This is a genomic window from Curtobacterium sp. NPDC090223 (assembly GCF_044746585.1).
GTDB lineage: Bacteria > Actinomycetota > Actinomycetes > Actinomycetales > Microbacteriaceae > Curtobacterium.
Genome location: NZ_JBIVCN010000001.1, coordinates 860,826 through 885,154 on the forward strand (window position 1 = coordinate 860,826; position 24,329 = coordinate 885,154).

Sequence of the window (24,329 nt, forward strand, 5' to 3'; positions counted from 1 at the left end):
CGTGCTTGCTCCGGTCGGGGATCCCCGATCGGGCCGCCGGATCGGCAGACGTCAGAACAGGTCCCACCATGGCCGATGAACGGCCGCCGCTGGTCGACGCTGCATTCGGATCTGACCGCCGCATGGCACCCTGTTGACATCCGACGAACGAACCAGTTGAGGAGTCCCGATGGCGTCCCGCACCCGACGCGCAACACTGAGCGACCGCGGTGCCCTGTGGAACCTCGCCCTCATCTGGGCGGTCATCGTCATCGGACTGCTCACGGCGATCGGCTGCGTCGGGTACATCCTCAACGAGAGCCTCATCTCGTACAGCACTTGCGGCGCCCGCACTGTGGCCTGCGGTGATGCCGGCTGGTACAGCAGCATGGGCCTCACCTTCCTCGGCGGCTTCGCTGCAGTCATCACTGGGGGTGGGTTGGGCATCCGCCGCCGCTACCGGGCCAACGGCGTCTGGTACCCGCTCGCCGGCCTCGGCGGGGCACTCTTGCTGACCGCGGCCGCCGTCGTTCTCCTGAAGACTCTCACCCGCACCTAGAGCCCCCGGCCTCACCGTTTCGTCAGCCACGACTGAACAGCCGCGGTCCCTGTCTCCATGGGCCATCGCTCACCGTTCAGCTCACGTCACCGTGCGCTGTATAGTCATCGAATGCTGACCATAGCGCCGAGGCTCGACGTCATGAATCGACTGGGGCGGGCCCTTGCCGACCCGACTCGGTCGCGGATCCTGCTCCGGCTACTCGACGGCCCCGGCTACCCGGCGCGATTGGCTGACGAGCTCGAACTGACGCGGACGAACGTGTCGAACCACCTCGCGTGCCTGCGCGGGTGTGGCATCGTCGTCGCCACACCGGAGGGACGCAGCACCCGGTACGAAATCGCCGACCCGCACCTCACGCGTGCCCTCGAAGCGCTCGTCGACGTCGTCCTCGCCGTCGACGACGGCGTCGGCTGCACCGACGCGGACTGCGACGTGCCGCTGTGCTGCGGAGTCGGCGCATGAGCGCCACCATCCAGCTCAGCACGCCACTCTCCGCCGCGCGGCGGCTGCTCCTGCAGCGCCGGGTCCGGTGGATCGTCGCGGCAACCATCACCTACAACGTCATCGAGGCGATCGTCGCGATCAGCGCCGGTACCATCGCGTCGTCCACAGCGCTGGTCGGGTTCGGCCTGGACTCCATCGTCGAGGTCCTCTCCGCCGCGGCTGTCGCATGGCAGTTCGCCGGCCACGCCCCAGAAGCGCGCGAACGCACCGCGTTGAAGGTCACCGCGGTCTCGTTCTTCGGTCTCGCCCTCTACGTGAGCGCCGACGCGATCCTGGCACTCACCGGCCTCCGCGAACCCGAACACAGCACCGTCGGTATCGTCCTCGCCGTGGTCAGCCTGGCGATCATGCCATTCCTCAGCCTCCTGGAACGCCGCACCGGCAAGGAACTCGGCTCCGCATCAGCGATCGCGGACTCGAAGCAAACCCTTGTGTGCAGCTACCTCTCCGCCGCCGTCCTCATCGGCCTGCTGCTGAACACCCTCTTCGGGTGGACCTGGGCCGATCCCATCGCCGGCCTGGTCGTGGTCGTCTTCGCCGTCCGCGAAGGCCTCGAAGCGTGGCGGGGCGACGCCTGCAAGCAACCCGTCTCCGCGCTCACGGGTGAGCGACGGGTCGACGCCTGCGACTGCTGCTGACCGCGCAGCCCACCGATGCAGCGCGGCGAGCGATTCCTGCTGGACTGGTTCGAGGCCGAAGCCCTCGACCCGGGCTACCGCCTCTGGTCCGCCGACACCACCGAACCGGTCGCTGACATCGAAACGCTGCCGGAGGCGTGCCGGGTGTGCATGCTCCGCTCCGGCCTGGAGTCCACCTGTGACAGCCTGGATGACGCCGAACGTCGCATCGGTGCGTGTCGCCTACTCGGGCTCTGACCGATTCGGCACTCTCAGGCTGCGGACGGTGGTCGGAAGATCGTGATGGCCTCGCGGGCCGCGTAGAACACGATGACGAGGCCGGCAAGGGGGTCGGCCCACCACCAGCCGAGTGTCGCGTCCAGAAGCACACCGATGAGGACGGCCACGGCGAGGACACCATCGATGAACGTCATCCACCCCTCAGTCTGCAAGACCGGGTTCCGCAGCGCGCGGCCCACCTTGTCCTTCGCGGCGGCGAGGCTGAACATGACCGCGGCCGTGATCGCCGACCACACGATCCCGCCTGCGGACGGACGGGCATGGTGCCCGGTGACCAGCGCCGTCACCGACTGCGCGGTCAGGTAGACGGCGAGGGCGATGAATGCCACGCCGATAATCCGTAGCGCTCGCTCCTGCCGGGCGGCGCCGGTCCCCGCCAGCTCCCAGAGGACAACGACGCTCGCTCCGATCTCGATGACCGAGTCCAACCCGAAGCCGGCCAACGCAACCGACGCTGCACGCACCGCGAGGACAGCGAGGACGACGACGTCGATCACGTTCCACGCGAGCGTGCACCACTCCAACCCTCGGCCGACGCGGAGCAACCGCACTCGGTGGACTTCGTCGACCGGAATGGTCATCGACGTGACGGCGGCGCGGGAGTGACGGTGAAGGCGTCGACGTTGCCCATTGCCTCGTGGACGTGCTCGGACGCATGGGCGGCGACGTGCGCAGCTTCGTGGAGGTCACTGGTCTCCACGACGATCGTCGCGGAGCCGGTCAGGCGGTGCCCGACCCAGCGGAGCCGCACGTCCCGCACGGCGTGGACGCCGTCCGTGTGCTCGAGCGCGTGCTCCGCGCGCTCGAGGAGCGCCGGGTCAATGGCGTCCATGAGCCGGGAGCCGATCGACTTCACGGTGCCCCAAAGCAGCAGCATGATCGAGATGCTGATGAGCAGACCGATGATCGGGTCCGCGAGCGGGAAGCCGAGCATCACCCCCACGGCCCCGAGGACGACGGAAAGTGACGTAAACCCGTCGAGGCGAGCGTGCACCCCGTCGGCAACGAGCGCGGCGGAGCCGATCCTCTGGCCGACGCGGATGCGGTAGATGGCGACGATCTCGTTGCCGGCGAACCCGACGAGCCCTGCCGCGACGAGGAGCCAGGGATTCTCGATCGGTCGCGGGTTGATGAACCGGTCGATGGCCTGCCAGCCAGCCACGACTGCGGAGAGGGCGACGACGATCACGATGAACATGCCCGCGAGATCCTCCGCGCGGCCGTACCCGTAGGTGAGGCGTCGGTTCGCGAGCCGTCGCCCGAGGACGAACGCGATCCACAGCGGTACCGCGGTCAGCGCGTCCGCGAAGTTGTGGATCGTGTCCGCCAGCAGCGCGATCGACCCGGTGAACGCGACGAGCACCGCCTGCAGGATCGTCGTGCCGAGCAGGACGAACAGGCTGATCTTCAGCGCGCGGACGCCGGCGGTGCTGGCCTCCATCGCGTCATCGATAGAGTCCGCGGAATCGTGCGTGTGGGGCACGAACAGGTCGTACAGGAACCCCTTCACACCGCCGTGCGGATGCGGGTGCCCATGCTCACTGTGGTCGTGGTCGTGGTCGTGGTCGTGGTCGTGCGGATGATCGTGTTCCACGTGGGCCGCCGCGTGGTCATGGCCGGTCATGCGCTTTCCCGCTCCCCGCGGTGGTGCGGTGCAGCACCGACGACGTGCTCAGCCTGCTTCACGGCGTCGACGACCAGCTCTGAGGCGTGCTCGTCCGTCAGCCGGTAGAACACCGTCGTACCCTCCCGCCTCGTCGACACCATCCGAGCCAGCCGCAGCTTCGCCAGGTGCTGCGACACTGCTGCCGGGCTCTTGTCCACGACGTCGGCGAGGTGGTTCACCGACATCTCCTCCGCGCTCCGCAACGCGAGAATGATCTTCACCCGCGTGGCGTCTGCAAGCATCGCGAACACCTCCACCGCGAGCTCGACGTACTCCGACTCCGGACTAAGGCCGCATGCCTGCTTGTCTACGTGCACACGCAGACTCTAAACCAAGTGACCGGACGTTGCGTCTCGATAGCCGATCCTTCACCAGACGCCAGAACGCCCCAGCGGGGAATGACCCGGCGGGGCGTTCGTATTGGCGTCTCATCAATGGATTGGACGGGCATCGGAGCGGGCGGTTCCATCTGCTCCCTGTCTGATCTCCCTACAGATCGCTCGCGGCGAGGAGGATCCACGTGCGGAACTCGACGGCGAAGTGCTCGAGGTGCTGCTTGATCACATCGGGTTCGCACGTTGCCGGAAGGGTGACCGACAGGCGTGCGGTGAACCCGTCGGCCTCGTCCTCGAAGGCGTTGGCGATCGAGCCGACGACGGTGCCGTCGGCAAGGAGCATGTGCGAGCGGCGGCCAGCAGGCCGGCCGGCGGCAGGCGGGAGTTCCTGGTCGACGATGACGCTGTCGTCCCAGGGGCGCATGAAGAACGAGCACACCTGGTCGTCGAGGGTCTCGACGATGTTCACCGGCTGCCCCGGTTCCGTGTGGATCGCATAGTGCTCCGGATTCCCGGCGAGCATGACGTCCTCCCGAGCGAACGCCGCACCGAGCCATGCACCGAACTGCGCCGCAGTGATCCCACGGGCGCGCAGCGTCGTGGTGCCGCTCGCCTCCTCGCCGCCCGAGCGTTCGAGGTGACCGCGGAGAAACGCGTCCCCCGCAGCGATCTCGTCGGCGAGGAGCTCGAGGAGCCGCTCGCGACCGAGCTTCCGCTTCAGGAGTTCCAGCGCACGGCGGGCGGAGAATAGTTCGTACCCGTCGATCGTCGCATCGGTGTCCTGCCCGTCGAGGCGGACTGTCGCGGCGGTCATCGGGCGCTCCGGACGGGCAGCTGCAGGTAGGAGGCGCGCTCGCCTCCGGTGTGCACGACGTGGGTGCCGGTGTTGGCACCGACGTACTCACGGATCGCGGGCATGAGGGTACCGAGGAGGTTCCGGGAGCTGATGATGAACCGCAGCTGCTCCCCAGCGTGGAAACGCAGCCCGACCGGGAACAGGTCGATCTCGATCTCCGCGACCTCGCTCGGGATGAGCTTCTCGACCCGGTCGAAGGTGTGCGCGGGGACGTCGTCCTTGGTCAGGTGCGCGTCGAGGTGCCGAGCGGAGACGCGGAGTCGACCGTCGGAGCCCTTGTAGCGGAGGATCGTCGCGCCATGGTCGGTGAGGTCGTGCGCCATCGCGGTCTGGTTCGGGACCGTGAACGCCTGCAGCGGCGTGCCCCACCGGTCGAGCTTCTGCACCAGGACGAACAGGTCCATGTCGTCGGCATCCCGGGCCTCGACGAACAGGTGCGCTTTGGGGTAGCCGACCAGGACCGTCTCCTCGTCGAACCTGGTGAGGAACGACACCGCGTTCGGGTTCGCCGCGACTGCGTACGAAGCCTCGGCTACAGCCTCGGGGGCGGCGGTGGTCAGGGTGCGGGTGTGGGCGTCGAGGTAGTACTTCGTCGAGGTCGCGTCCTCCGGTGGGAAGGAGTCGGCGGGGACGGCGACCTCGTCGCCGCCTTCGAGGTCGAGGATCGAGTACCGGACCGTCGGGGTGCTCTCCCACCCGTTGTCGACGCCCTTCAGGTAGTGGTCGAAGAACCGGCGGAGGTCCTCGACGTTGGCCTCGTCGTAGTAGTCGGGCCACTCCTGCGTGTTGTGGATCCGCAGCCACTTCTCGGTGCTGGCCATACGCCTCCAGGCCCGGAACGTGCCAGCCGTGTGCAGGGTGTTCGAGTAGCTCGCGACCACGTACGCGGGGACGGTGATGCGGTCGAAGTCGGGGATCTTCTCCTCCCACAGCCGGCCCATCAGCGGGTACGCGTCGACCTCAGCGAGGATGTCCTCCTTGCGGTTCTTCCCGAAGAAGCTGCCGTCCTGTAGCTGCTGCGCAAACCCGGTGTCGGGCATCCCGCCACGCATGACGAGGTCCCGGTAAACGTCGCTGACGCCCTCCCAGGGGTTGATCGCGACCAGGTGCGGCGGCTGCTCCGCGGCGGTGAACCACTGCGACACCGCGAGGTAACTGGTGCCGCTCATCCCGACCTTGCCGTCGCACCAGTCCTGCTCGGCGAGCCACTCGATCACGTCGTAGGCGTCACGGCCCTCCTGCCGGTCCCAGAGGACGCTGTCGCCGTCGGAGTCGACGACGCCGCGGACGTCGACGTTCGCGATCGCGTATCCGTGCTGCACCCAGTACGCCGGGTCCGGTGCCTCGAACTTCTCCAGCCCCGACACCGCGCTGTTCGGGATGCCGACGAGGCCGAAGACCCCCATCACGCTCAGGGACGTGCCCTGCGCCTTGCCGTACGGGCTCCAAGCCACGATCACCGGGACGGGCTCGGTGCCGACCGGCCGGAAGACGTCGACGTGGATCGTCGTCCCGTCGCGGAGCTGCACGGCGACGTCCTTGTCGAACACCGTGTCCACCGGCAGCGGCTTGAACTGCGGCGCGATCTGGAAGCCTGCCTCGAGCGTGCGGGTGCCCGGCTCGGACGGGGTCAGGAGGCCCGTGCGGGGCGCGGGCAGTGGGGTCGAGGGGACGTACATCCTCTGGTCGGTCATCGCGATCTCCTTCGTGCGGGAGTCCTCCACGGGCTCGTCGTCGGAGCGAGCGTACGACCGATCGGCCCAGAACTCAACAGGCGTTGAGAACAGGCGGGTTCAGCGGTAGATTGGGCACATGACCCCCGGATCGCAGGCCACCCGCTCGGCCAGAGTCGGACGACGGCCCGGTGCGGAGAGCACGAGGACCACCGTGCTCACGGCCGCGAGTGCGCGGTTTGCCAGCGACGGGTACGCGGCGACCACGATCCGGCGGATCGCGACTGACGCGGGGGTCGATCCGTCGCAGGTGATGCAGTTCTTCGGGTCGAAAGACGCTTTGTTCGCCGCCGTCATGGCGGTGCCCGCTTCCGCGCTGGCCCGGTTCGACACGGCGTTCGACGGTCCGAGTGAGCGCCTCGGCGAGCGAGTCGTCCGGGCGTTCCTCGAAGCGTGGGAAGCGCCCGGCGAAGAGTCCGAGCCGCTCATGGCGATGCTGCGCGGGGCAGTCGTCAACGAGGAGGCGAACACCCAGCTGCGGGAGTTCATCGAAGCCCGACTCGAGAACGGTGCCGGAGCCCTCGACCACGACGACCGGGCCCTGCGTGCCGGCCTCGCGGCAGCGATGCTCGTCGGCATCGTCACCAGCCGCCGAATCATCGGCGTTCCAACGCTCGTCGCAGCGAACCACGACCGCATCGTCGAGACCGTTGGGCCAGCAATACAATCCGTCCTCACTCCGCCCGGCCCCGTTGCCTGATGGTTCGTTGCGTGTCTCGATAGCCGATCGGCTATCGGACGATCATCAGGACCTCCATTGGAAACGCTGATGGGCAGCGACGGCTCTTTCTGCGAGGTCGGTCGCGGCCATACTCTGACCTCCTCGCGTACTACGGTTCGAGCGTGACCGCGTTCTCCACCGACGACATCCTCGGCAACAGGCTGGACTTCGAGATTGCCCGCGACGGATTCGTTCGCAGGCTGCGAGACGATGCCGCGTTGCGCAATGCCGAGACGTGGCTTCGGCGCGAGGGCTATCGGGTCATCGAGCTGGACGCCGGGGCTTGGCAAGAAGACAAGCAGATGCACATCGCCTTCGCGACGGCCCTCCAGTTCCCCAGCCACTTCGGGAAGAACCTGGACGCGCTCAACGACTGCATGTCAGACGTAGCCGAGGCGGACTACGGGTGGGATGCCAGCCTCTACGAACACGAGCTGGTCCGGTAGCTGGTCGGCTACCGAGACAAGGACGCGGGGGTGCGACTTGTCTTGCTCGCAGCGTTGCGGTCTGCCAGCGTTGGCGCATGGGCGACGACGTGACCACGCTGCGTCGAGTGCCCGGGTTCAGCTCGTACTGGTCCGCCGCGACCGTCTCAGCTTTCGGATCAGCAGTGAGCGCGGTCGCCGTCCCGGTTCTCGTGGTCAAGGTGCTGCGCGCCAGCCCGTTCGAGGTGGGGCTGGTGAACGCTGCCCAGTTCCTTCCGTATGCATTGTTCGGTCTGATCGTCGGCGCCTACGTTGATCGCTTCCGACGCAAGCCACTCCTGATCTGGGCGAGTGTCGGTCGTGGCGTGTGCCTGGGCGCGATCCCGGCGCTGTGGTTGACCGGGCTCTTGAACCTGTGGGTGACGGCGGCGGCGTTGTTCGTGTTCGGGATCTTGTCCGTTGTGGGATTCGCCGCGACGCAGTCCCTCCTCCCTCGAATCGTTCCTCGTCCTCTCCTCCTGGTAGCGAATGCGCGGGTGGATCAGAGTGACGCGGCAGCGCAGACGGTGGGCCCGGCTCTCGGAGGTGTCCTGGTCAGCATCGTGACCGCGCCGGTGGCCATGGCGCTCGATGCGGTGAGCTACTTCGTCGACGCTGTCCTCATCGCCCGGGTCCGCGTTGTCGAGCAAACGGCAGCACGCGTGGCGGGTGCGAGGCTGCGGAGCAACATCGCCGATGGTCTGCGGTGGACGTACGGTCATCCGATGCTCGCACCGCTGGCGCTGTCCACGCACCTCTGATTCCTCGCCAACGCCGCCGGACTGACGGTGTTCGCGACACTCGCGCTCCGCACCCTCGCGCTCCCAGCGGCCCTGTACGGGGCCATCCTCGCCGTCAGCGGCGTCGCAATGCTCCTCGGCGCCACTGCGGCGCCACGCCTCGGCACACGCTTCGGCGCCGGCCGGACGATCATCGCCGCTCGTGCCGCGTACCCGATCGCGTGGGCAGCCATCACGCTCACGACCGTTGGCCTCGGCGTCGCAGCACCACCAGCGACCGTCGTGGTCTTGTTCGTCGCCTTCGCCGTACACGGCGCTGCTGCGGGCTGCGAGAACGCGAACGAGATGAGCCTTCGCCAGACCGTCACACCCGACGCACTCCTCGGTCGGATGAACGGCACGATGCGCAGCGCGAACAGAACCCTCGCGGCTGCCGGAGCAGTGGGTGGCGGCGCACTCATGACCGTCGCTGGGGATGGCTTCGCGCTGCTCGCCGTGACCCTCGTGTTCGCTGGCGCCGTCGTCGTGGCGATGTGCTCACCGCTCAGGACGAACGCCGTTCAATAGAGGATCGGCACCGAGACGACCGCGGGGCTGCACGGTGCGCGGCGCGCTCTGACTGCACAGCGGCCTCGTGCAGGCACGTCCTAGGGCTCCTGCCCGGCAACGTTCGTCTCCCAATGAGCGAACGCGATCGAGTCGCCCGGGCTCAGTTCCCGAGCGATCGCGGCCGCCAGGCGCTCGCCTCTGAGCCGCTGTCGGTGGCCGGTCTGGGCATCCGGCCAGCCGGTCTCGTAGGAATACGTGGAGTTGAACGTCGTAGCCCATTGGCGAATGTCCGCCTCCAGCCACGCAGGGAGCTGGGGTTCCCCTTCCGGAGCCCCGCCGTCATCCCGCCAGAGCGGCCAATCCGCGCTGTAGTCATTCATGAGTCGGTATCGCATGCGAACAGGATCACACGGGCGCCGGAACCCGTGCCCAGTCGACAATCCGCTGCCGGACTCGGCTGTCACCCGCCGCTCCGGGCCCTCGGCCTCACTCCCAGGGGTGCCGGGCGAGGTCCGCCGGGTCGAACACCGTCCCACCGGCGACCACGAGTGACCGGGGCACCCGACGGACCAGGGCGTCCATCGGGTTCTCCGCGTCGACGAGCACGACGTCCGCTCGGGCTCCAGCGACCAGGTCGTGCTCCTCGTCGGTGACGAACCGCGCGCCGTCCCGCGTCGCGACCTGGACCACACGGGTGATGTCCTCGTCGCGCGAGTAGCCGCCGCCACGCGCGTACTGCCACGCGATGCCGAGCAGGTCACCGTCGCCGTAGGGGCTCCAGAGATCGCGGATGCCGTCCGTGCCGAGCCCGAACCGGACGCCGGCGTCGTCGAACTCGTGCAGGGGCAGCTGCCGCATCCGTACCGGCGCCACCGTCGTCATCGTCACGCCGAGCCCTGCCATCCGGCCGAGCAGGTCGCGGCGACGGACCGGATCGACGTCGACGATCGCGAACCCGTGCGCGATGTTGACCTTCCCGGGTGCGATCCCGAGCCGCTCCACGCGGTCCAGGACCAGGTCGAACGAGAACGCACCGAGATCCGCCGGCTCGTGCAGGTGGACGTCGATCCCGCACCCGTGCTCCGCGGCGATGTCGAACAGCCCGTCGAGCTGCCCCACCGGGTCGCGGTCGATGAGCGCGGGATCGAGGCCGCCGATGTGCTCCACGCCGTCCGCTGCCGCCTGGCGCAGCAGGTCGAGCACGCCGGGGCGCCGGAGCACGCCGTCCTGCGGGAAGGCGACGATCGACAGCTCGACGGCGCCGTCGAGCTCTGCCGCCGCTTCGCGCACGGCGTCGATGCCGCGCAGTCCCAGACTGAGGTCAACGTCCACGTGGGTCCGGACCCGGGTGGTCCCGGTGCGGAGGTACTCCTGGAGCACCCGCTTCGCGATGCCGACGCTCGGGATCCCGAGCGCGTCACGCCGAGCACGCTCGTGCGCGATCCGGCCCTGCGTCGTCGACGCACCCGCGAACGACTCCCAGGTGTGCCCCCACCAGCTCTTGTCGGCGTGCGCGTGGGTGTTCACCAGACCCGGCAGCGCGAGCAGCCCGCGGCCGTCCACGACACTCGCTCCCGTCACCGGCGCGGTGCCGCTCGGCACCACGGACGCGATGCGCGATCCGCTGACCACGATGTCCGCCGACGCGCCTCCCCACGGCCGCACGTCTCGGATGACCAGGTCCACGTCGTCGTTCACCATCCCACCATCCTGTCGTAACCGGGGGCAGCAATGGAGTATCCGCAGAGCGAGGCCTGCGAGAGTACGGACAACAGATCACCGAGAGGAATGCCATGTCGAACGACGACCACGGGTTCGCGACCGAGCAGGTGCACGGCGGGTTCGTTCCCGACGCCGGTCACGGTGCGAGGGTCCCCGCGATCCACATGTCGTCGGGCTTCCTCTTCGACGACTTCGACCAGGCACGGGACCGGTTCGCCGGCACGGACGACGGCTACACGTACACCCGGCTCGGCAACCCCACGAACGGCGACGTCGAACGCCGCATCGCGCTCCTCGAGCGCGGCACCGAGTCGATCCTGGTGTCGAGCGGTCAGGCGGCGGCGACCGTGGCGTTCCTCGGACTGCTGCAGGCCGGCGACCACGTCGTCAGCGCCCAGAGCATCTACGAGGGCACCCGCGGGCTGCTGCTCCAGAACCTCGGCAGGCTCGGCATCGAGGTCGACTTCGTCGCCGACGCCCGTGACCTCGACGCCTGGGCCGCCGCGGTCCGTCCGAACACGAAGGCGTTCTTCGCGGAGACGATCCCGAACCCGAAGAACGACGTCCTGGACATCACCGGCGTCGCCGAGACCGCGCACCGTGCAGGCGTCCCGCTCGTCGTGGACAACACGCTCGCCACGCCGTACCTCGTCCGGCCGATCGAGCACGGCGCCGACGTCGTCGTGCACTCCGCGTCGAAGTTCCTCAGCGGCCACGGCTCCGGCCTGGGCGGCGTGGTCGTCGACGGCGGCACGTTCGACTGGTCGGCATCGCCGGAGCGGTGGACCCACCTGACCAGCCCCGAGCGGTCCCTCGGTGGCCAGAGCTACGTCGAGAAGTACGGCAACCGCGCGTTCATCGTCTTCGCACGTGACGTGATCAGCTCACGGATCGGACCGACGCCGTCCCCGTTCAACGCGTTCCTGCTCCGCCAGGGCATCGAGACGCTGAGCCTGCGCGTGGAGCGGCACAGCGCGAACGCGCTGGCCATCGCCGAATGGCTGGACCAGCAGCCCGAGGTGACGAGCGTCGACCACGCGGGCCTGGCCTCCAGTCCGTACCACGACCTCGCCCAGCGGTACCTGCCCCGCGGAGCCGGCTCCGTGTTCGCCTTCACGCTCGCCGGCGGCGAGCCGGCCGCACGCGACTTCATCAACGCGGTGCAGCTGTTCAGCCGGATGACCCACCTGGGCGACGTCCGGTCGCTCATCCTGCACCCGGCGACGACGACGCACGCCGGCCGCACGCCACAGGAACGGGCCGCGCAGGGCATCGACGACGGCCTGATCCGGCTGTCGGTCGGCATCGAGGACGTCGCGGACCTGCTCCGCGACCTGGAACGCGGCCTCGCCGCGGTCCGCGGCGTTGTCGGTCTGGAGGCCGGGGCCGCGACCGACGCGGAGCTGCAGTCCCTGGGACACACGGTTCCGGGGCAGCACGTGATCGCGGAGGAGCTCTGACGATGGCGGACCTGCAGCACTTCGGGTACTTCTTCTCGCGCGGATTCGGCCCGCAGGCGTGGGGCCGGTCCGACTGGGACTGGGGCCACGACTGGACGAAGCCGGACCTCTACCAGCAGTCCGTGCGGGCGCTCGAGCAGGCCGGCATGGACCTGGTGATCGCCGAGGACGCGATCTCGCTCGGCAACCCGTCGACCCTCGACCTGCGGATCCGGCAGGCCTACGGCGGCCCGAAGCACGACCCGCTGCTGCTGGCGCCGTACCTGTTCGCCGCGACCTCGCACATCGGGATCGCGCCGACCGTGAACGCCGGGATCACGCCGCCGTACCTCGCCGCCCGGCAGTTCGCCACGCTGGCGCACCTGTCCTCCGAGCGACTGGGCATCAACGTGGTGACCGACGTCGGCAGCGCGCGCCACGCGGGACTGGAACCACTCCCCCACGACCAGGCGTACGACCGCGCCGAGGAGTGGATCACGCTGCTCCGCCGGTTCTGGCACTCGTGGGGGTCCGCCGGGTACGTCGGCTCGCGCCCCGACTGGCATTTCGCCGACGGGTCGGAACTCGACGCGTTCCACCACGAGGGCGCGTACTTCACCGCCGACGGGCCGCTCAACGCGCTGCCGCTCGAGAGCGACCCGATCGTGGTCTCCCCCGGCGGCTCCGGCCGCGGACTCGGGTTCGCCGGCACCCACTCGGACGTGCAGCTCGCACTCGCGCCGCTCTCGGCGTCCGCCGTCGCGGACTACCGGGCCCGGGTGCTGTCGGCCGCCGCGGACGCCGGGCGTTCCGCGGACGAGCTCCGGATCCTGTTCGTCCTGAAGCCGGAGATCGCGGTCTCCGCTGCCGAGGCGGACCGGATCGTCGACGCCTCGGAGCACCCGTCCGACGCGGACCTCCGGACCGCTGCGATCGCGTGGTCGAGCGACTCCGAGACCGACCTGCTCGCACTCGATCTGGACGCCCCGATCCCCGCCGGGACGTTCGGCGACCACGTCTCCGCCGGGACGATCCGGGGCCTGGTCGGCGACACCCCGGACGCGCCGCTCCGGGAGCTGCTGACGCGGAAGGCCCGCAAGGGGCGGGTGTCGTCCCGGTCGGGGTTCGTCGGCACCGCGGACGAGTTCGCGGACTTCATCGAGGAGCTCGGCGCGGACGCCGACAACGACGGGATCATCTTCTCCGGCGACCTGCACCCGGCCCAGGTGTACCGGATGTTCGGTGACCTGGTGCCGGTGCTGCGGCAGCGCGGACTCCTCCGGCGCGAGTACGGCGCCGGAGGGATCCGCGCGAACCTGTTCGACTTCTGACGGCGTCAGTGCCGGACGGGCTCCACCACCGATGACTCCTCGACGTCGCGGACGTCCTCAGCGGTACGGAGGATCTCCTCGCGCGGGGACGCCGAGTTGATCGCCCAGTAGTAGATGATCAGCGAGAAGACCGCCACCACGACGATGTCGATCCAGAGCGGGAACACCGGGTTCGTCAGCGGACCGAAGTCGCTCAGGAACACGATGAGCCCCATGCCGATCAGGTAGGGCAGCAGCCACTGGGCCGCCTTCCAGTCCCACCGCGGTCGGACGCTCGAGGCGCCACGGAACACGTTGTTGAGGATGATCACCACGGCGCCGATCAGGATCGCGACGCCGAGCTTCCAGTCCGTGTCCCACCCGGTCCAGAGGATGATGAGGTTCGCGACGATGAAGGCGATCGGCGAGAGCACGGTCGCGGCGGGCATCCGGTACGGACGCTCGATCTCGGGGATCCGCTTCCGGAAGGCCCCGAGCGCCAGCGGTGCGCCGGCGTACATGAGCACCGACGCGCTCGTGATGAGGCTGACCAGCCCCTGCCACGACGGGAACGGCGCGAAGCACGCACACCCGACGACGAACGCCGTGATGAGCCCGACCCACGGGACGCCCTGCTTCGTCGTCCACTCGAAGGCCTTCGGGAAGTAGCCGTTGCGGCTGAGGCCGTACGAGATGCGCGACGTCGCCGTGACGTAGATCAGGCCGGTTCCGGCGGGCGAGATGATCGCGTCGATGAAGATGATCACGGCGAGCCAGGTGATGCCCGCGGCCATCGCGATGTCAGCGAAGGGACCGGTGTACTTCGTGAAGTCCGCGGTCGCCCACGAGCCCTGGATCGCGTCGGAGCGCAGCACGCCGAGGAACACGATCTGCAGCAGCAGGTAGATCACGAGACCGATGAGCACCGACCCGATGACCGCGCGCGGGATGTCGCGCTTCGGGTTCTTCGCCTCGCCCGCGAGCTGGTCCGCCTGCTCGAAGCCGAGGAACGCGAAGATGATGCCCGACGTCGACACCGCGGCGAGGATGCCCTTCGCGCCCTCGGGCATGAAACCGTCGGCGGCGGTGAAGTTCGAGCCGTGGAAGCCGCTGAACGCCAGCACGATGATGACCAGCAGGGGGATTGCGACCTTCCACCACGTGGCGGCGGAGTTCGTGTTCGCGAGGATCTTCACGCTGAGCAGGTTGATCACCGTGACGACCGCCATCAGCAGCACCGCGACCGCGATGCCGGCGCCGGTCAGCAGCTGCTGCGTCTCACCGTCCACCGTCGTGGTGTGCAACCAGGGGTGCGCGAACTGCCAGTGCTGCGCGTACTTGATCATGGCCTCGACCTCGATCGGGGCCACCGTGACCGACTGCAGCCAGGAGAACCAGCCGAACGAGGCCCCGGCGATGCCACCGAACGCGATGTGGGGAAACCGCGCCGTTCCGCCCGCGATCGGGAACATGCCGCCGAGCTCGGCGTGCACGAGTGCGAGGACCAGGATCGCCACGCCGCCGATGAGCCACGAGATGATCGCGGCCGGTCCGGCGGTCTTGAGGGCCTCCTGCGAGCCGAAGAGCCAGCCGGAACCGATGATCGATCCGGTCGAGGCCCAGATGAGGCCGATGAAGCCGACGTTGCGCTTCAGCCCGGAGTCGGGCAGCGCCTGTGAGGTGGATGTAGCCACAGTTGCTCCTGTCGAGGTGGGCACGGCCCCCTTGCGGGGGCCGCGCTCATCGACTCTGGCACTGTGCGGCGTTCTCGGACGATTTGTTAACGAGGTGGAAACAAATGCCCTGTATAAGCACTCAGGCTAGGACTTCTTGTCCTTCTTCTTGTCCTTCTTCTTGCCGTCCTGCTTCTTGCCGTCCTTCTTCTTGCTGTCCTTCTTGTCCTGCTTCTTGCTGTCCTTCTTGTCCTTCTTCTTCTTGCCGTCCTGCTTGTCCTGCTTCTTGCTGTCCTGCTTCTTCGCCGCCTGCTCCGGCTTCAGCTCGGGCTCGGGCTCGGGTTCGTCGGGGGCGTCGACGCCGTCCACCGGCTCGACGACGACCGCAGCGCCGGTGTCCGCGAGGACGTCGACGGGTCGCTCGGTGAGTTCCGACGCCAGCGCGTCCTCGACCCGCTCGACGGTGAGTTCGGCGGCGTCCTCCGCGAGGCGCACGAGGGCCGAGGCCGCACGGAGTCGCGTCGTGCTCTTCCGGGCGAGCACGTCGGCGCGGGCACCTTCGAGGAACGCCCGGAGCGACCGCTCGACGGCCGATCGGCCCCGCGGCGCGGAACGGTCGAGTCGGTCGAGCTCGCCGGCCACCCCGGACACGTCGTCCTCGACGTGCTCGTGCCGGACGGACTCGATGAGCGCTGCGACGGCAGCTGCTGCCCGCTCGACGGCGGCACTCCGCTGGTCGAGGACGACGAGCATCTCGAACGTGGAACCGTACGAGACGGTCTCGAGCCGGACTGGTTCGGCGCCCCGGCCGCGGATCACGAGGCGGGCGTCGGGTGTCGGCAACCAGGCGGTGAGCGCAGCGACGGTCGCGACCGACCCCACGATGCGCTCGTACTCGGCCAAGCCGACTCGTTCCTGCTCTCGCAGCCGGACACGGATCGCGATCTCCTGCACGACGGGACCTTCCACTCACCGGCGCTGGCGTGTTCCTGCGCCTGGTGCGGAGCGTAGTCCTGCCGGGTGAACCGGAAGAGTGACCACGGTGTGACAGCGGCTGCGTCGCTTCGGCGTTGGTGGAGATGGGGGGAATCGAACCCCCGTCCATCGCTGCAATTCGACGTCTTCTACGGGCGTATCCGGATGATTCGTTCTGCTCGGCCCCGTCCTTTGCTACCGGCTTCTAGGACGACGGGCCCAGTCTCAGTGCAAGTCCCGCACGGCCCTGAGGCGCAACCGTGCAGCAAGCCCCCTGGATGACGCCGGAACTCAGGTTAGGAGACGATCACCTGGCCGACGGACTTCATGTGCTGGGCTGCTTACGCAGCGAGAGCGAAGTCAGTGCGCTTGGAATTGGCACTTGTTGTTTTCCACGGATCGTTCACGAGATGACCGTGGGTCCTCGGCCCGCTTCCCGTCGGCACACAGGCGATGTCGAAACCGATCATCCCCGTACGGGCCGAGCAGCGAGCCGCTGTCACACTGTGGAGTTGAGAATGCCTGTTGTCGCAGGCAGCTGTTCAGTCTACCGAACGAACCCTCGGCCCGCTAGTCGCCGAGGCGGTTCCGGCTGCGCATGGCCCGCTCGGCCTCGCGCTTGTCGGTCTTCTCGCGGAGGGCCTGCCGCTTGTCGAACTCGCGCTTGCCCTTGGCGACCGCGATCTCCACCTTGGCCCGACCGTCGTGGAAGTAGATCTGCAGCGGGACGAGCGTGTAGCCACCCTGCGCCGTCTTGTGCGAGATCTTGACGATCTCCTGCTTGTGCAGCAGCAGCTTCCGCTTGCGCCGCGGTGCGTGGTTGTTCCAGGTCCCCTCGGTGTACTCGGGGATGTGCACGGCGTCGAGCCAGGCTTCCCCGGCGTCGACGAAGGCGTACCCGTCGACGAGCGACGCGCGGCCCTCACGAAGGGACTTCACCTCGGTGCCGGAGAGCACCATGCCCGCTTCGTACGTGTCCTCGATGAGGTAGTCGTGGCGCGCGCGACGGTTCGTCGCCACGATCTTCTCGCCGCGTTCCTTCGCCATGCGCGTCTCCTTCCGACGGGTCGCTGCGGATGCGCAGCCCTGCAGCTTACACCTTGAGGTAGCGCCGGATCGCGATCGACGCCGACACCGCCGCGAGCACCACGCCGATGACGATCACGGCCGGGACCACGATCGCGGCGTCGCTCATGCCGATGAAGGCGGTGCCGGAGAACCGCTTCGTCAGGTAGTTGCGCACGAAGAACCACACCACCGCGGTGATCGCCCCGCCCGCGAGGACCGCGCCGATGGCTGCGGCGATCACCCCCTCGAGCACGAAGGGCGTCTGGATGAACCGGTTCGACGCACCCACCAGTCGCATGATCCCGAGCTCCCGTCTGCGCGAGAACGCCGAGAGCCGGATCGTGGTGGCGATGAGCAGCACGGCCGCGATGAGCATCAGCGCCGCGATGCCGATCGCGGTGTACGAGGACGCGTTCAACAGGTTGAAGATCGGTTGCAGGTAGCCGCGTTGGTCGACGACGCTCTGCACGCCGGCCACCTTCGACAGGCTCTCCTGCAGGACGTCGGCCTGCGACGGGTTCTTCAGGTTCACCCAGTACGTCTCGTTGAGGTACTCGGGCTTGACGAACTCCGTCGCCGGCGAGTCCTTGAACTGCTGCTTGAACCGCGTGTACGCGTCCTGCTGGTTCTCGAAGTAGTACTTCTCGATGTACGGCGCGAGCGTGGAGCCCTTCAGCTGCTCCTCGACCTGCTGGCGCTGGTCGTCGGTGGCCTTCGCCCCCGTGCAGTTGCCGGTGGTGTCGGTGTCGGTGCAGAGGTAGACCGCGACCTGCGCCCGGTCGTACCAGTACCCCTTCATCTGGTTGATCTGCATCTGGAGCAGGATCGCGGTGCCGACGAACGTCAGCGAGATGAAGGTGACCAGGACGACCGAGACGACCATCGAGGCGTTGCGCCGCAGGCCGGAACCGACCTCGGACATGACGAGCCCGAGCCTCATCGGATGAGCCCCGGGATGGTCTGGATGCCGGTCGTGTTCGAGACGCCGGCCTGCTGGATCGTCGGGAGCGCCTGGGTCTGGTACCCGCCGGACTGCTCGTCGCGCAGGACGACGCCACCGGACAGCTCGATCACCCGGCGCTGCATCTGGTTGACGATGCTGGCGTCGTGCGTCGCCATGAGCACGGTGGTGCCTCCCTGGTTGATGCGTTCGAGGAGCGCCATGATGCCCGCCGACGTGGTCGGGTCGAGGTTGCCGGTGGGCTCGTCGGCGAGGAGCACCGACGGCTTGTTGACCACGGCGCGGGCGATGGCCACGCGCTGCTGCTCACCACCGGAGAGCTCGTGCGGCATGCGGGTGGCCTTGCCGTTCAGGCCGACGAGCTTGAGCACGTCGGTGACGGCCTCGCTGATGAAGCCCTTGCTCTTGCCGATCACCTGCAGCGAGAACGCGACGTTGTCGAAGACGTTCTTGTTCGGCAGCAGGCGGAAGTCCTGGAAGACCACGCCGAGGTTCCGGCGGAAGTACGGGACCTTCCGCGAGGACAGGGCACCGAGTCGTTGGCCGAGCACGTGGATCTGGCCGCGCGTCGGCTTCTCCTCCTTGAGCACGAGGCGCAGGAAGCTCGACTTCCCGGAGCCGGACGCGCCGACGAGGAAGACGAACTCGCCCTTGAGGATCTCGAGGGTGATGTTGTCGAGCGCGGGACTCGGGTTGCCCGAGTACAGCTTGGTGACCTGGTCGAATTTGATCATGACCGGATCAGGGTAGGTCGCCCCGCTTGGAAAGCAAGCGAGGCGCGCGGCACGAGGGTGCTCAGGACTCCACCGACTGCTTCCGCCAGCGGATGCCGGCGTTGATGAAGCCGTCCAGGTCGCCGTCGAACACCGCTGAGGGGTTGTTCACCTCGTGCTCGCTCCGCAGGTCCTTGACCATCTGGTACGGCGCCAGCACGTACGAGCGGATCTGGTCGCCCCAGCTCGCCGTGATGTTGCCGGCGAGCTCCTTCTTCTTCGCGTTCTCCTCTTCCTTCTTCAGGAGCAGGAGTCGCGACTGCAGCACGCGCATGGCGGCCGCGCGGTTCTGGATCTGCGACTTCTCGTTCTGCATCGAGACGACGGTGCCGGTCGGCAGGTGGGTCAGGCGCACCGCGGAGTCCGTGGTGTTGACCGACTGCCCGCCGGGGCCCGACGAGCGGAACACGTCGACGCGGATGTCGTTCTCCGGGATGTCGATGACGGCGGTCTCCGGCATCAGCGGGATGACCTCGACCGCGGCGAACGAGGTCTGGCGCTTGCCCGCGGCACCGAACGGCGACATCCGGACCAGGCGGTGGGTGCCCGCCTCGACCGAGAGCGTGCCGAACGCGTGCGGCGCGTCGACCTCGAAGGTGGCGGACTTGATGCCCGCCTCTTCCGCGTAGGACGTGTCCATCACGGTGGTCTTGTAGCCGTGCTGCTCGGCGTACCGCAGGTACATGCGCATGAGCATCTCGGCGAAGTCCGCGGCGTCGACGCCACCGGCACCAGCGCGGATCGTGATCACGGCGGGGCGGTCGTCGTACTCGCCGTCGAGGAGCGTCTGCACCTCGAGGTCGCCCATGGTCTTCGTGATGGCCTTGAGCTCGGCGGCGGCTTCGTCGGCGGACTCCTGGTCGTCGCCCTCGTTCGCCATCTCGATGAGCACTTCGAGGTCGTCGATGCGCTGTTCGGTGTCGGTGATCTTCTTGAGCTCCGACTGCCGGTGCGAGAGCGCGCTCGTCACCTGCTGCGCGTGCTCGACGTCGTCCCAGAGGTCCTGGGCCCCGGCCTGCTCGCTGAGGTCGGCGATCTCGCGCTGCAGGCGGTCGACGTCGACCACCGAGCGGATGTTGCCGAAGGTCTCTCGGAGGGCGGAGATCTGCTCGGTGAAGTCCAGTTCGACCATGGTCACCGAGTCTACCGGCGCGCGCAGGAGACGGACGACGGCCTGGAGGCCCGGCGCGGGTCCGCCCCGCTGGTCGCGGTCCGCGCCGCTTCCGCTGACGGCGGACACGGCGCCCGGCCGGCGCGCGGCACGCTTGACTGGTCCGGTGCGAGCGTTGGTGCTGGGTGGGACCGGGTGGCTCGGCCGTGCGATCGTCCGGGACCTCCTCGACGCAGGGACCGACGTCACCTGCCTGGCCAGGGGCACGTCGGGGGACGTCCCCGCCGGTGCACGCCTCGTCCGCGCGGATCGTCGCGCCGCCGACGCCCACGACCTGGTGCGCGGCGACTGGGACGAGGTCGTCGAGCTCTCGTCCGATCCCGGTCTCGTCGATCCCGCACTCGATGCGCTCGCCGACACCGCGGCGCACTGGACGCTCGTCTCCTCGGTCTCCGTCTACGCCCGGAACGACGAGCCGGACGCGGACGAGACGGCCGCACTCGTGGAGCCGGTCGACCCGACGGCGTACGCCGACGCGAAGGTCCGCGCGGAGCAGCGCACGGCCGCTCGGCTCGGTCCGCGCGTGGCGATCGGCAGGCCCGGGCTCGTCGTCGGCGCCGGCGACCCGAGCGACCGGTTCGGGTACTGGGCGGCGCGCCTCGACCGGAGCGGGCCGGCGCTGGCACCGATGACGGCCGGTCGCTTCGCCCAGGTCGTCGACGTGGCGGACCTCGCCGCGTGGATCGGCGACGCGGGACGTGGCGGGTACGCCGGGACCGTGAACGCGGTCGGGGAACCGATCCCGATGTCCGACCTGCTCCGGCACGTCGCGGCGGTCACCGGTCACGACGACGGCCTCGTCGAGGTCGGGGACGACGAACTGCTGGCGCTGGACGTCCGGTACTGGGCCGGACCTCGTTCGCTGCCGCTGTGGCTGCCCGCCTCCGACACGGCCTTCGCACAGCGCTCCGCGCGGCGGTACCGGGCCTCCGGCGGACGGACACGGCCGCTCCGGGACACCATCGCCGACGTGCTCACCGACGAACGCTCGCGCGGACGGGACCGGCCGCGCCGCGCGGGGCTCACGGCGTCGGAGGAAGCCGTGGTCCTCCGGAGCGTCCGGTAGAACGTCGCCGTGGTCCGGGTGGTACGGTCGGAGATACGTAAATTGGATAGTGACACACGGCCTGCGGCCGGCGCTCTGAGGAGGTCGCGATGTCCACACGGACTCCGGCGAAGCGCCCGTCGGACGCGCCGGCAGAGTTCGACGCGATCTCGTCGCTGGTCGCTGCGAGCCGACTCGTCGACGACGCCGTCGCCGGTGCGCTCTTCAGGGACGACTCGGCGCGTCCCCTGCCGGGTCTCCCCGGAGACCCGCTGCTCGATGCCGGCTCGGACCTCGTCCCCGTCGTCCGTACACGGATGACAGACGACCCGCTCCCCGCCGCGTTCCTCTGGCCCCGGGCCAGCACGGCCGGTCACGACTACGTGCGCGTCACGAGCATCGTGCTGGCTGCGGCGATGGCCCCCGGAGTCCGAGCGGTCGTGCTGCTCTCGCCCCCTGGAGACCTGCGGGGGTTGACCGCGCGTGAACTCGAGGTCCTCGGGCTCATCGTCGACGGTTGCTCGAACATCCAGATCGCTCGTGAACTCGTCATCACCGCGCGCACGGTCGCGACGCACGTGGAGCACCTCCTGGCCAAACTGTGCTGCGCGACGCGCACCCACGCGGCACTGCGGGCGCAGCGCGAAGGCCTGTACGTGCCACCGCCCTGCACCGCGGCGGCGCGACGCCGGGGAGCACGTCACCCACTGGCCGAGACGTCCCTCCCGGAGCCGCGACCCTGACCGTCCGGCAGCACCGTGATCCCGTTCCGGGCGGCTCCGGCCAGCAGGTGGCGCCGCTGCGCTTCGAGCGGAGGCCGACGGTCGACGGGCGCGGTCGCGAGGAGGTCGTCGAGGGCGCTGAGGAGCCGGCGCGCGACGAACGGTGCGGCGCTCCCCAGTTCGACGATGTCCTCGAACGCCAGGGCGACGAACCCGTGCCAGGCGAGTTCACGGGTCACGACCCGGAGCTCGCCGGCCGCGTCCCGGTGCTCCGTCGCGGGCATCCGGCGCGTGCAGAGCTGTCGCATGCCGTCGTGGATCCGGTCGATCGCCTGCACGGCGGTCCCGGGATCGTCATGGGGGCCGGAAGCGATGCTGCGCTCTGCGACCTCGACGAGCTTCCTGAGCCCGTACGGGGCGTCGCCGATGTGGCTCCGTTCGTTGTCGAGGACGACCGCGCGTCGGATCGTCGTGGTGTCGTGGGTCCGGCCGTTCCGCCATCGCACCATCGGAGCGCCCTTCGGGACGAAGTCCCCGACGGCGACGAGCATCTCGAGGCAGTCGTCGGTGCGCTGCGCTTCGTCGACCAGCCGAGCGACGTCGACCATGACGACGACGCCCGCTTCGTCGCCGGCGATCGTCGCCGGGTCGACGACGGGCCGGTCGATCGGCGGGAACGAGCGGTCGATCTCGCGCTGCAGGTTGTCACCCACGAGGTCGACGAGGCCAGCCACGCGCAACGACTGTCCGGCGTGGTGCACGTAGCCGATCAGGACGAGCAGGCTGGCCAACAGCAGGAGGTACCCGAACGCCACGGTCACGTTCGGCACCTGGTGCCCCGGCGATCCGGTGTCGTCGACGGCGGCGACCGCCACCATGCAGTAGAGGAACGTCGCTGCGAACAGCCCGTGGGCGAGCTGACTCCGGCCGTCGGCGAGGAGGGCTCGGACGATCCTCGGCGAGAACTGCTGCATGGCGAGCTGCACACCGAGCGTGAGGACGGTCAGGACGACGGTCGTCAGTGTCAGCATCGCCGATGCGGCCGTGCTGAGGATGGTCTGTACCGCGCCAGCCGTGCCGAGGGGGTGCCCCGGGAGCGCGTCGAACCCGATGACGAGGTCGATCAGGAGCGTGATCGCCGCGGCCGCGCACCCCGCCGCGATGCAGAGCACGGGGATGAGCCAGAGGCTGTTGACACGCCAGCGGTACTCGATGCGACGCTGCCGGTCGGGGTCGGGGCCGGCACGAGGACGTTCAGCCGGCCCGCCCGCCATCAGGCCGCCGCCCCGGGCTTGAGGACGACCTTGGTCCAGCCGTCGTCCCGCCGGTCGAAGTGCCGGTACGCCTCCGGCGCCGCGTCCAACGGGAGTTCGTGGCTCACGATGAACGACGGTGTGGCCTTGCCTGCCGCGATGAGGTCGCGCAGCTGCCGGTTGTACCGCTTGACCGGCGCCTGCCCGCTCCCGATGTGCTGGCCCTTGAACCAGAACAGCCCGTAGTCGAACGCCAGCTTGCCCTGCTTGGCCAGCTCGTCGACTCCCCCGGGGTCCTGTGGCACGAAGACGCCGACGCTCCCGATGACACCCGTGAACCGGACGGAGGCCACGAGCCGGTTCATGGTCAGGTCGGGCTGCTCCTCGCCGTCAGGCTCGTGTGCCTGGTACCCGACGCATTCGCACCCGTTGTCAGCACCGAGCCCCATGGTCTCGGCGAGCACGGCTTCCACGGGGTCGACCTCGGCGTCGTTGATCGCGACGGCTCCGATCGACTCGGCCAGGCGGAGCCGATCGGGATGCCGGTCCACGACCATGACCTTGCTCGCGCCACGGATCGTCGCGGAGAGCGCAGCCATCAGGCCCACCGGACCGGCACCGTAGACGACGGTCTGGTCGCCGGGCTTCACGCCCGCGAGCTCGGTGGCGTGGTAGCCGGTCGGGAAGATGTCGGCGAGCATCACGTAGTCGCTCGCCTTGTCGTCGGCGTCGTCACCGAGTCGCAGGCAGTTGAAGTCCGCCCACGGCACGCGGAGGAGTTCCGCCTGCCCGCCGGCCCACGGCCCCATGTCTGCGAACCCGTAGGCCGCTCCGGCCATGGCGGGTTCGGGCTGCGCGGTCAGACAGTAGTTGGTCAGACCCCGTTCGCAGTTCTTGCAGTGGCCACAGGCGACGTTGAAGGGCACGACCACTCGGTCGCCGACCTGCAGCTTGTCGACGCCCGAGCCGACCTCGATGACTTCACCCATGTTCTCGTGTCCGAACCAGCGCCCTGGTTCGAAGTCCGTGCGCCCCTCGTACATGTGCAGGTCCGACCCGCAGATGTTCGTCGTGGTGACGCGGACGAGCGCGTCGGTGGGACGTTCGATCCGCGCGTCGGGAACGTCCTTGACGCTCACGTTGTTCGGGCCTTCGTAGACAACGGCTCTCATGATCGTTCCTCTCGGTCTT

26 protein-coding genes and 1 other RNA gene are annotated in these 24,329 nt (G+C 68.9%); 12 read left to right on the plus strand and 15 right to left on the minus strand.

Annotation, left to right across the window (positions count from 1 at the left end; translation table 11 throughout):
• Positions 1-169 precede the first annotated feature (169 nt).
• The 4 genes from ACIPJY_RS03995 (at position 170) to ACIPJY_RS04010 (ending at position 1,920) form a co-directional block, all read left to right on the plus strand.
• Positions 170-538, plus strand: coding sequence for a hypothetical protein (locus ACIPJY_RS03995; protein ID WP_400459164.1), 369 nt, complete (start codon positions 170-172; stop codon positions 536-538).
• A gap of 111 nt (positions 539-649) precedes the next feature.
• Positions 650-1,003: an ArsR/SmtB family transcription factor gene (locus ACIPJY_RS04000; protein ID WP_400460857.1), complete on the plus strand. Its 354-nt coding sequence runs from the start codon at positions 650-652 to the stop codon at positions 1,001-1,003.
• Positions 1,000-1,683: a cation diffusion facilitator family transporter gene (locus ACIPJY_RS04005; RefSeq protein WP_400459161.1), complete on the plus strand. Its 684-nt coding sequence runs from the start codon at positions 1,000-1,002 to the stop codon at positions 1,681-1,683. The genes ACIPJY_RS04000 and ACIPJY_RS04005 overlap by 4 nt, the downstream gene beginning before the upstream one ends.
• 15 nt (positions 1,684-1,698) lie before the next feature.
• Positions 1,699-1,920: a hypothetical protein gene (locus ACIPJY_RS04010; protein WP_400459158.1), complete on the plus strand. Its 222-nt coding sequence runs from the start codon at positions 1,699-1,701 to the stop codon at positions 1,918-1,920.
• Positions 1,921-1,934: 14 nt separating this feature from the next.
• On the opposite strand, the gene ACIPJY_RS04015 is transcribed toward ACIPJY_RS04010, so the two are convergent.
• The 5 genes from ACIPJY_RS04015 to ACIPJY_RS04035 all read right to left on the minus strand — a co-directional run bounded on the left by ACIPJY_RS04015 (position 1,935) and on the right by ACIPJY_RS04035 (position 6,513).
• Positions 1,935-2,543: a cation transporter gene (locus tag ACIPJY_RS04015; protein ID WP_400459155.1), complete on the minus strand. Its 609-nt coding sequence runs from the start codon at positions 2,541-2,543 to the stop codon at positions 1,935-1,937.
• Positions 2,540-3,403 (minus strand): cation diffusion facilitator family transporter, encoded by an 864-nt coding sequence (locus tag ACIPJY_RS04020; RefSeq protein ID WP_400459152.1) that lies wholly within the window; start codon positions 3,401-3,403, stop codon positions 2,540-2,542. The genes ACIPJY_RS04015 and ACIPJY_RS04020 overlap by 4 nt, the downstream gene beginning before the upstream one ends.
• Positions 3,404-3,582: 179 nt before the next feature.
• A complete protein-coding gene (locus ACIPJY_RS04025) occupies positions 3,583-3,945 on the minus strand; it encodes an ArsR/SmtB family transcription factor (RefSeq protein ID WP_400459149.1) in 363 nt (120 codons plus the stop codon).
• Positions 3,946-4,117: 172 nt separating this feature from the next.
• Positions 4,118-4,777: a hypothetical protein gene (locus ACIPJY_RS04030; RefSeq protein ID WP_400459146.1), complete on the minus strand. Its 660-nt coding sequence runs from the start codon at positions 4,775-4,777 to the stop codon at positions 4,118-4,120.
• Positions 4,774-6,513, minus strand: a complete 1,740-nt coding sequence (locus tag ACIPJY_RS04035; protein ID WP_400459143.1) for a CocE/NonD family hydrolase — start codon at positions 6,511-6,513, stop codon at positions 4,774-4,776. Before ACIPJY_RS04035 ends, ACIPJY_RS04030 begins: the two co-directional genes overlap by 4 nt.
• A gap of 118 nt (positions 6,514-6,631) precedes the next feature.
• On the opposite strand from ACIPJY_RS04035, the gene ACIPJY_RS04040 reads away from it, so the two are divergent.
• From ACIPJY_RS04040 to ACIPJY_RS04055, 4 genes are all read left to right on the plus strand, one after another.
• Positions 6,632-7,252 carry a TetR family transcriptional regulator gene (locus ACIPJY_RS04040; RefSeq protein ID WP_400459140.1) on the plus strand — a complete coding sequence of 207 codons (621 nt, stop codon included), beginning with the start codon at positions 6,632-6,634 and terminating at the stop codon, positions 7,250-7,252.
• Positions 7,253-7,395: 143 nt separating this feature from the next.
• On the plus strand, positions 7,396-7,719 hold the full coding sequence (locus ACIPJY_RS04045) for a barstar family protein (RefSeq protein WP_400459137.1): 324 nt from the start codon (positions 7,396-7,398) through the stop codon (positions 7,717-7,719).
• 77 nt (positions 7,720-7,796) lie between these two features.
• Complete coding sequence (locus tag ACIPJY_RS04050) at positions 7,797-8,498, plus strand: MFS transporter (protein ID WP_400459134.1); 702 nt, start codon at positions 7,797-7,799, stop codon at positions 8,496-8,498.
• Positions 8,499-8,525: 27 nt separating this feature from the next.
• On the plus strand, positions 8,526-9,044 hold the full coding sequence (locus tag ACIPJY_RS04055) for a hypothetical protein (RefSeq protein WP_400459131.1): 519 nt from the start codon (positions 8,526-8,528) through the stop codon (positions 9,042-9,044).
• Positions 9,045-9,512: 468 nt separating this feature from the next.
• On the opposite strand, the gene ACIPJY_RS04060 is transcribed toward ACIPJY_RS04055, so the two are convergent.
• Positions 9,513-10,727, minus strand: a complete 1,215-nt coding sequence (locus ACIPJY_RS04060; RefSeq protein WP_400459129.1) for an amidohydrolase family protein — start codon at positions 10,725-10,727, stop codon at positions 9,513-9,515.
• A 92-nt stretch (positions 10,728-10,819) separates the two neighbouring features.
• On the opposite strand from ACIPJY_RS04060, the gene ACIPJY_RS04065 reads away from it, so the two are divergent.
• Complete coding sequence (locus tag ACIPJY_RS04065; RefSeq protein WP_400459126.1) at positions 10,820-12,208, plus strand: O-acetylhomoserine aminocarboxypropyltransferase/cysteine synthase family protein; 1,389 nt, start codon at positions 10,820-10,822, stop codon at positions 12,206-12,208.
• Between the two features lie 2 nt (positions 12,209-12,210).
• On the plus strand, positions 12,211-13,518 hold the full coding sequence (locus ACIPJY_RS04070; protein WP_400459124.1) for an LLM class flavin-dependent oxidoreductase: 1,308 nt from the start codon (positions 12,211-12,213) through the stop codon (positions 13,516-13,518).
• A 5-nt stretch (positions 13,519-13,523) separates the two neighbouring features.
• On the opposite strand, the gene ACIPJY_RS04075 is transcribed toward ACIPJY_RS04070, so the two are convergent.
• From ACIPJY_RS04075 to prfB, 7 genes are all read right to left on the minus strand, one after another.
• Positions 13,524-15,191: an APC family permease gene (locus tag ACIPJY_RS04075; protein WP_400459121.1), complete on the minus strand. Its 1,668-nt coding sequence runs from the start codon at positions 15,189-15,191 to the stop codon at positions 13,524-13,526.
• A gap of 126 nt (positions 15,192-15,317) precedes the next feature.
• Positions 15,318-16,124 carry a hypothetical protein gene (locus ACIPJY_RS04080; RefSeq protein WP_400459118.1) on the minus strand — a complete coding sequence of 269 codons (807 nt, stop codon included), beginning with the start codon at positions 16,122-16,124 and terminating at the stop codon, positions 15,318-15,320.
• A 117-nt stretch (positions 16,125-16,241) separates the two neighbouring features.
• Positions 16,242-16,619: a transfer-messenger RNA gene (gene ssrA, locus ACIPJY_RS04085) on the minus strand.
• 96 nt (positions 16,620-16,715) lie between these two features.
• The gene (gene smpB / locus ACIPJY_RS04090) at positions 16,716-17,192 is read right to left on the minus strand and encodes an SsrA-binding protein SmpB (protein WP_400459116.1); all 477 of its coding nucleotides are present in this window, start codon (positions 17,190-17,192) and stop codon (positions 16,716-16,718) included.
• 46 nt (positions 17,193-17,238) lie between these two features.
• Positions 17,239-18,153 carry a permease-like cell division protein FtsX gene (ftsX, locus tag ACIPJY_RS04095; RefSeq protein ID WP_400459113.1) on the minus strand — a complete coding sequence of 305 codons (915 nt, stop codon included), beginning with the start codon at positions 18,151-18,153 and terminating at the stop codon, positions 17,239-17,241.
• Positions 18,150-18,908 (minus strand): cell division ATP-binding protein FtsE, encoded by a 759-nt coding sequence (gene ftsE / locus ACIPJY_RS04100; protein ID WP_123653686.1) that lies wholly within the window; start codon positions 18,906-18,908, stop codon positions 18,150-18,152. Before ftsE ends, ftsX begins: the two co-directional genes overlap by 4 nt.
• 61 nt (positions 18,909-18,969) lie before the next feature.
• Entirely contained in the window at positions 18,970-20,079 is a 1,110-nt protein-coding gene (gene prfB, locus ACIPJY_RS04105) for a peptide chain release factor 2 (protein WP_400459108.1), read from the minus strand.
• Positions 20,080-20,224: 145 nt separating this feature from the next.
• Between prfB and ACIPJY_RS04110 the strand changes: the two genes are divergently transcribed.
• A complete protein-coding gene (locus ACIPJY_RS04110; RefSeq protein WP_400459105.1) occupies positions 20,225-21,184 on the plus strand; it encodes an NAD-dependent epimerase/dehydratase family protein in 960 nt (319 codons plus the stop codon).
• 89 nt (positions 21,185-21,273) lie between these two features.
• Positions 21,274-21,906, plus strand: coding sequence for a response regulator transcription factor (locus tag ACIPJY_RS04115; protein WP_400459102.1), 633 nt, complete (start codon positions 21,274-21,276; stop codon positions 21,904-21,906).
• Here ACIPJY_RS04115 and ACIPJY_RS04120 read toward each other — a convergent pair.
• Positions 21,864-23,159: a DUF2254 family protein gene (locus tag ACIPJY_RS04120; RefSeq protein WP_400459099.1), complete on the minus strand. Its 1,296-nt coding sequence runs from the start codon at positions 23,157-23,159 to the stop codon at positions 21,864-21,866. The two genes, ACIPJY_RS04115 and ACIPJY_RS04120, sit on opposite strands and share 43 nt — an antisense overlap.
• Positions 23,159-24,310: a glutathione-independent formaldehyde dehydrogenase gene (locus ACIPJY_RS04125; protein WP_400459096.1), complete on the minus strand. Its 1,152-nt coding sequence runs from the start codon at positions 24,308-24,310 to the stop codon at positions 23,159-23,161. The genes ACIPJY_RS04120 and ACIPJY_RS04125 overlap by 1 nt, the downstream gene beginning before the upstream one ends.
• Between the last annotated feature and the right edge of the window lie 19 nt (positions 24,311-24,329).

Excerpts from the sequence above, each read along its gene's own strand:
- ACIPJY_RS04115 (WP_400459102.1), top strand. The coding sequence starts at position 21,274 with ATGTCCACACGGACTCCGGCGAAGCGCCCGTCGGACGCGCCGGCAGAG.
- prfB (WP_400459108.1), bottom strand. The coding sequence starts at position 20,079 with ATGGTCGAACTGGACTTCACCGAGCAGATCTCCGCCCTCCGAGAGACC.
- smpB (WP_400459116.1), bottom strand. The coding sequence starts at position 17,192 with ATGGCGAAGGAACGCGGCGAGAAGATCGTGGCGACGAACCGTCGCGCG.
- ACIPJY_RS04040 (WP_400459140.1), top strand. The coding sequence starts at position 6,632 with ATGACCCCCGGATCGCAGGCCACCCGCTCGGCCAGAGTCGGACGACGG.
- ACIPJY_RS04065 (WP_400459126.1), top strand. The coding sequence starts at position 10,820 with ATGTCGAACGACGACCACGGGTTCGCGACCGAGCAGGTGCACGGCGGG.
- ACIPJY_RS04010 (WP_400459158.1), top strand. The coding sequence starts at position 1,699 with ATGCAGCGCGGCGAGCGATTCCTGCTGGACTGGTTCGAGGCCGAAGCC.
- ACIPJY_RS04050 (WP_400459134.1), top strand. The coding sequence starts at position 7,797 with ATGGGCGACGACGTGACCACGCTGCGTCGAGTGCCCGGGTTCAGCTCG.
- ACIPJY_RS04015 (WP_400459155.1), bottom strand. The coding sequence starts at position 2,543 with ATGACCATTCCGGTCGACGAAGTCCACCGAGTGCGGTTGCTCCGCGTC.
- ACIPJY_RS04005 (WP_400459161.1), top strand. The coding sequence starts at position 1,000 with ATGAGCGCCACCATCCAGCTCAGCACGCCACTCTCCGCCGCGCGGCGG.
- ftsE (WP_123653686.1), bottom strand. The coding sequence starts at position 18,908 with ATGATCAAATTCGACCAGGTCACCAAGCTGTACTCGGGCAACCCGAGT.
- ACIPJY_RS04060 (WP_400459129.1), bottom strand. The coding sequence starts at position 10,727 with ATGGTGAACGACGACGTGGACCTGGTCATCCGAGACGTGCGGCCGTGG.
- ACIPJY_RS03995 (WP_400459164.1), top strand. The coding sequence starts at position 170 with ATGGCGTCCCGCACCCGACGCGCAACACTGAGCGACCGCGGTGCCCTG.
- ACIPJY_RS04035 (WP_400459143.1), bottom strand. The coding sequence starts at position 6,513 with ATGACCGACCAGAGGATGTACGTCCCCTCGACCCCACTGCCCGCGCCC.
- ACIPJY_RS04020 (WP_400459152.1), bottom strand. The coding sequence starts at position 3,403 with ATGGAGGCCAGCACCGCCGGCGTCCGCGCGCTGAAGATCAGCCTGTTC.
- ACIPJY_RS04125 (WP_400459096.1), bottom strand. The coding sequence starts at position 24,310 with ATGAGAGCCGTTGTCTACGAAGGCCCGAACAACGTGAGCGTCAAGGAC.
- ACIPJY_RS04000 (WP_400460857.1), top strand. The coding sequence starts at position 650 with ATGCTGACCATAGCGCCGAGGCTCGACGTCATGAATCGACTGGGGCGG.
- ACIPJY_RS04070 (WP_400459124.1), top strand. The coding sequence starts at position 12,211 with ATGGCGGACCTGCAGCACTTCGGGTACTTCTTCTCGCGCGGATTCGGC.
- ACIPJY_RS04120 (WP_400459099.1), bottom strand. The coding sequence starts at position 23,159 with ATGGCGGGCGGGCCGGCTGAACGTCCTCGTGCCGGCCCCGACCCCGAC.
- ftsX (WP_400459113.1), bottom strand. The coding sequence starts at position 18,153 with ATGAGGCTCGGGCTCGTCATGTCCGAGGTCGGTTCCGGCCTGCGGCGC.
- ACIPJY_RS04030 (WP_400459146.1), bottom strand. The coding sequence starts at position 4,777 with ATGACCGCCGCGACAGTCCGCCTCGACGGGCAGGACACCGATGCGACG.